Source organism: Calothrix sp. CBUCES-K 9914 (genome assembly GCF_059640475.1).
In genome coordinates this window covers 1-4,996 of the sequence record NZ_JBXXZH010000423.1, presented here as the reverse complement: position 1 = coordinate 4,996, position 4,996 = coordinate 1, and the positions used below count along the sequence as shown (strand labels likewise).

At 40.7% G+C, this 4,996-nt stretch carries 5 protein-coding genes; 2 read left to right on the top strand and 3 right to left on the bottom strand.

The genetic code is table 11. From position 1 onward, the window contains the following. Positions 1-535: 535 nt before the first annotated feature. Positions 536-1,375 carry a diaminopimelate epimerase gene (dapF, locus tag AC2JBO_RS42985; protein ID WP_496959737.1) on the bottom strand — a complete coding sequence of 280 codons (840 nt, stop codon included), beginning with the start codon at positions 1,373-1,375 and terminating at the stop codon, positions 536-538. 57 nt (positions 1,376-1,432) lie between these two features. Here dapF and AC2JBO_RS42980 point away from each other — a divergent pair, with 57 nt between their 5' ends. Continuing rightward, the gene (locus AC2JBO_RS42980) at positions 1,433-1,648 is read left to right on the top strand and encodes an Hfq-related RNA-binding protein (RefSeq protein WP_496959736.1); all 216 of its coding nucleotides are present in this window, start codon (positions 1,433-1,435) and stop codon (positions 1,646-1,648) included. A gap of 57 nt (positions 1,649-1,705) precedes the next feature. On the opposite strand, the gene AC2JBO_RS42975 is transcribed toward AC2JBO_RS42980, so the two are convergent. After that, the gene (locus tag AC2JBO_RS42975; protein WP_496959735.1) at positions 1,706-4,024 is read right to left on the bottom strand and encodes a monovalent cation:proton antiporter family protein; all 2,319 of its coding nucleotides are present in this window, start codon (positions 4,022-4,024) and stop codon (positions 1,706-1,708) included. Between the two features lie 123 nt (positions 4,025-4,147). Further along, positions 4,148-4,618: a peptidoglycan-binding domain-containing protein gene (locus tag AC2JBO_RS42970; protein ID WP_496959734.1), complete on the bottom strand. Its 471-nt coding sequence runs from the start codon at positions 4,616-4,618 to the stop codon at positions 4,148-4,150. A 122-nt stretch (positions 4,619-4,740) separates the two neighbouring features. Between AC2JBO_RS42970 and AC2JBO_RS42965 the strand changes: the two genes are divergently transcribed. Then, positions 4,741-4,996 (top strand): hypothetical protein (locus AC2JBO_RS42965; RefSeq protein WP_496959733.1); only part of this gene is annotated, 256 nt, incomplete at its 3' end.

Sequence of the window (4,996 nt, the reverse complement as noted above, 5' to 3'; positions counted from 1 at the left end):
TGTTAAGCATACCGCCAGCGTTCATCCTGAGCCAGGATCAAACTCTCCGTTTTGGATTTCACACTACAGAGACGCGATTAATCACGTCTCTACATGTTTGTTTGTTGACTCTATATGAAAATTCCTGTATATTGGAACCCCCATCTGTCTTGCCTGAGCAAGACTTTTCTTGCATTGTTTTGACGAGGATTGACTTGTTACTTGGCTTTCAAACTATTATTTTTTCTCGGTTCGGTTGTTTGCGGCTTCTTTCTCGCCGCCGACCTATTTAATGTAACGATTCCACAAAAGAATGTCAAGCGTTTTTGAAAAAAAAATTGAAAATTATTTTAGTTGCCCACTCAAACAAGCAAAACCCTTTCACACCAGGAGTTTCTGCAACCAACAAGCATCTACATATTATAGATATAGATATCCATTTTTGAAAGTGCCTTTATGTGACTGCGGTGCCGAGCATAGCAAGTTCTACTTTTGGCGGTGGGTGACGCTACTAGATTCTTATTTTTAACTGAGATTGTTGGTAGCGTCACCCACCCTACAATCTACCTGTGAATACTCTTTCGGCGGGGCCTGTCATGTAAACTCGTTGGTCGATGTTTGACCATTCAATTTCTAATAGTCCACCTGGAAGTTCCACGGTAGCTATTCGGTCACATTTTCCTGTTAGTACACCTGCTACTAATGATGCACAGGCACCTGTCCCACAAGCTAATGTAGTACCTGCCCCGCGTTCCCATACTCGCATTTTTACATAGTCACGGCGCACTATTTCGATAAATTCGGTGTTGGTTCGTTGTGGGAAAGCTAAATGATGTTCAAATAATCGACCAATTTCTTCAAGCTTAATTGCTGCTACATCCTCAATAAATGTTATGCAGTGCGGGTTCCCCATGCTAACACACGTAACTTCCCATTTTTCCCCATTAACGTCTATGGGGTGTTGAACAACTTTTTGGTCGGGAGGACATAATGTAGTAGGAATTTCTCCCGCAAGTAAGCGAGGTGTACCCATATCAACTTTAACTTGACCGTCAGGCATTAATTGAGGTGTAATTGTACCAGCTAGTGTATGAATGAGATATTTGTCCCTTTGACGTGATGTACCCTCTAAATCAGCTAAAAATGCTGCCATACACCGAATACCATTACCACACATTTCTGGCTCCGACCCATCAGAATTAAATATTCGCATTGTGTAGTCAGTACCATCCTGACCTGGCATAGCAAAAATTACACCATCAGCGCCGATGCCAAAATGACGGTCGCATAATTGAATAGCTTGGTCTGGAGTGATTGCTGGGGTTAACGTTGAACGATTATCGACTAGAATAAAGTCGTTACCCAAACCGTGATACTTAGTAAATTCTATTGCCATTTACCCTCTTGATGAATTATCAAGGAATGAAAGTTTATTACTTTATCTTTACTCAAAATGCTTACAGAATTCGATACCTCTTTACCAAGTGTTCGTCAAGTCCAAAACCTGATTAAGGAAACCACGCAAGTCGAGTTAAAGCTGTCAACAGGAGATTCTATCAGTGGCAAAATACTCTGGCAAGACTTGCAGTGTATCTTAGTTCAAGATAATGACGGTCAAAAAATTACCATTTGGAAACAGGCACTTGCTTATATGAAACCTTTAGCTTAAGAAAAAGTATGCTATAATCCCGACTTTTTCAAGAAGTCGGGAATCTGACTCAAACTACTAATATTCTTTCAATTTTTCAGTTTCACCTGCTTTAACGAGGGGGATAGCTAAAGGTATTGTTATATTGGACGGCGCCAGTAATTCTTCGAGTTGCTGTAGTGCAGTTAAACTACCGCATAGTAATAACTGGTCGCGCGCTTGTAGTTCTGTATTTGCTTCAGGAAGACGAATAAATCGACCATCGCGACGCATTGCTTGTATTTGCACCTCAAAGGTAGGTTGAAACTCTATTTTTTCAAGTGTTTTACCAACAAATTCACAATCACTGCTAACAAATATCCATTGACACGCGCTGCTTAAATTAGGAATTGCTGCTTGTCCTTTAGCAAATTCGTCTAAAGCTGCAAATTCGCTATCCTGACCGACCAGTAATAATTTATCGCCTTCCTCTAATTTTGTTTTACCATCAGGATAATCAATTTCTTTACCACCCGTGCGCTTGATAGCCATTAAACTAACTCCCGTTAGGTAACGCATATCTGCTTGTTCCAGCGTCATACCTACCAAAGGAGAACTTGAAGGAAGTTGATACCAACGACGATTTAAATCTTGTGTCGCTTCCCTTAAACTTCGTCTTGACTCTGACTCAGTTTCCTCTGGACGTAAATCTAAATAATGATGATCACGAATTTCTTTCATTTCGCGCTGGATGAGAACTGGTGATAATCCTAAATCTGTGAATAAATGTGTCGCCATTTGCAAACTGGCTTCAAATTCAGGCTGTACAACCTCACGCGCGCCCAATTGGTAAAATACCTCAATATTTTTGTTATTGTCAGCGCGTACAACTATATCTAATTCTGGTGATAATTCTAATGCCCGTTTTAAGGATAACCTGCTGCTCATTGGGTCGGGAAGCGCAATTGCCATTCCCTTCGCAGAATTCACACCTGCTGTTTCTAATACGTGCAAACTTGCACAATTGCCGTATACATACGAAATCTTAGCATCACGCAATTGCTGAATTCTACTTTCCGACTGGTCTATTACAACTAATGGAAAATCATGCATTTGTAACAACTTGACCAAATTCTTACCTACACGACCATAACCACAAACAACTACATGGTCTTTATAAGGTAAATCTTCCGAAACTTCGATTGGAACACCTTCACCACTAATATATGGCTTTAACCAAGGTATCGACTCTATCCAATCAAACACAATTGGCGCTAACCGCAACAAAAACGGCGTAATAATTAGCGTGACTGCCGTTGTCCCCAAAGTCAATAAGTAAATACGACGTGATACTAACCCTAAAGCTTGCCCCTTACTGGCAAGTACAAAAGAAAATTCCCCAATTTGCGCCAGCCCAATACCCGCTATAATTGCTGTCTTCAGAGGATAATGAAACAGCTTGACGATTGGTGTGACAATTAAAAACTTACCAACCAATACTAAAGCTACTAGCCATAATATCAATTCCAGGTTGTTCCATAAAAATAGCGGGTCGATTAACATCCCGATAGAGACAAAAAACAAACTAGCAAAAATATCTCGCAAAGGTTCGACGTATGTTAACGTTTGGTCTGCATACTCAACTTCCGATATCATTAAACCCGCAACAAAGGCGCCCATTTCAATCGAAAGTCCAAGATATTCGGTTAATAGGGCAATACCCAAACACAGCGCGACTACACCCAATAAAAATAATTCCTTGCTCTCGGTACGCGCGAGCAACCTTAACAGCCGTGGTATTAACCATTTTCCAACAGCAACGGCGCCTGCTGCAAACAAACCGATTTTAAGGAGCGCCATTAATATAGCTATTCCAATTAATTCGGGTGGTTTATCAAGAGCAGGTAATACCGCTAACATTAAACCTAACGCCAAATCTTGGACAACCAATATACCCAAAAGAACTTGTCCGTGGGGTGTCTCTGTCTCATTGCGTTCCATTAAACACTTAAGGACAACCGCTGTTGAAGACAAAGAGAGTATAGAACCCAAAAATACGCCCTTCGCCGGCAAAGTTCCCCAGGCGCCAGAAATTCCACACACTAAAACTGTAACTGCTATCGTTAAAAGTATCTGAGCAGCACCTCCCCCAAGTGCAATACCTTGCACCTTCTTAAGTTCTGCCAGGGAAAATTCAACTCCCAGCGCGAACAACAAAAACGCCACACCGAACTGTGCCAGTGTTTCGACTTGAATTAATTCTTTAATTAGCCCCAGCCCAGTGGGTCCTACAACCATCCCACCAATAAGGTATCCCAGCAATACAGGTTGTCGCAACAATGCAGCAAATAAACCACCACATGCCGCAACGGCGAGAACTGAAACCAAATCAATTATTAATCTGAAATCTTCTTGCACAGTTTTTAAAGAATTATGAAGACTATTAGTTTCAGCATACAAACTTTTAGATATCTATGGGAAACTTAAATCTAATCTTTAATTCGTGTTCGTACTGCTAGCACCCAACGTTTTACTAGTAATTTAAGATACAGTCACAAAAGTAGCTATATCACATAAAGCTTTCCAAGTTTGGTTCCCAATAATACCATCGACCGTCAAACGACGGCTGCGCTGTACATTCTTAATCGCAGTTTCTGTATTTACACCAAAATTACCATCAACGGCGCCACCATACAAACCATTATCTTTGAGTACTTCTTGCACCATTGCCACAAGTTCATTATTGGCACCGCGACGTAGTACTGGTTTACCTACGGGAGCTTTAGCGTATAGTGACTTCCAAAGCATTTCATCAGCAACACCAGTTTGCTTGAGAAAAAATTGATATTGTGCTGTTTCAACTGCGTGTTCCGTTTCCGAATCAAATATACTATTGATAGGAAAACGGTCTGGACCGGGAAGTCTGGGCATTAACAACCGCTGTAACTCCTCTACTTTGGCGCCTTCGCAACCGAGTTGTAGTGTAGGATATGAATCAGTTTGTGCTGGCATAGTATTTACCTCTGTGGACTACATAATTACTACACCACTGTTTTTTGACATCGTTCCGGAAGTTTAGGTAATATTTTTGCCCTAGTAAGTGAGGTATAGCCCCACCTACGATACAAAACTTTATGACGCAATTTATCGCGCTGTTAATTTCCCTTATAGTTGAAATTCCAATTATTGTATTGTCGCTACGTACATTATCTAATATCAATCTCCATTGGATAGTTATATTGGCATGTGGCGCCACAATGTTGACACATCCTATAGCTTGGGAAAGTAATCAGTTATTAATTCCTTATACTTCTTTCCCACTTAGGTCAAGTATTATTGAAAGCTTTGTTCTATTAGCTGAAGCTATTATATATTGTGTGGTTCTCAAGT